The 223-nt window shown below is 36.8% G+C and carries 1 pseudogene; it reads left to right on the top strand.

Annotated elements, in window-relative coordinates:
- Positions 1-223, top strand: a pseudogene (locus ACTXGU_RS22465) (ABC transporter permease); the annotation flags it as partial.

Genomic DNA, 223 nt, shown 5'->3' with positions numbered 1-223 from the left:
CTTTGCATGCGGTTGCATCGATTACATTTCGCGCCGATCAAACCGTTTCTGGAGTGGCAATCAATTTATTAGCCGCAGGTCTTGCGCTGTTTTTAGTGAAATTAATTTATGGAAAAGGACAAACTGGTACGATTCAATATAGTTTTAAAAAAGTCGATATTCCAGTTTTAAAAGATATTCCTGTTATAGGCGAGCTGTTTTTTACTAATACATACTGGACTTC

It is taken from the genome of Niallia sp. 01092, assembly GCF_052318935.1.
Classification (GTDB): domain Bacteria; phylum Bacillota; class Bacilli; order Bacillales; family Cytobacillaceae; genus Niallia.
This window is presented reverse-complemented; position numbering and strand designations above follow the sequence as displayed.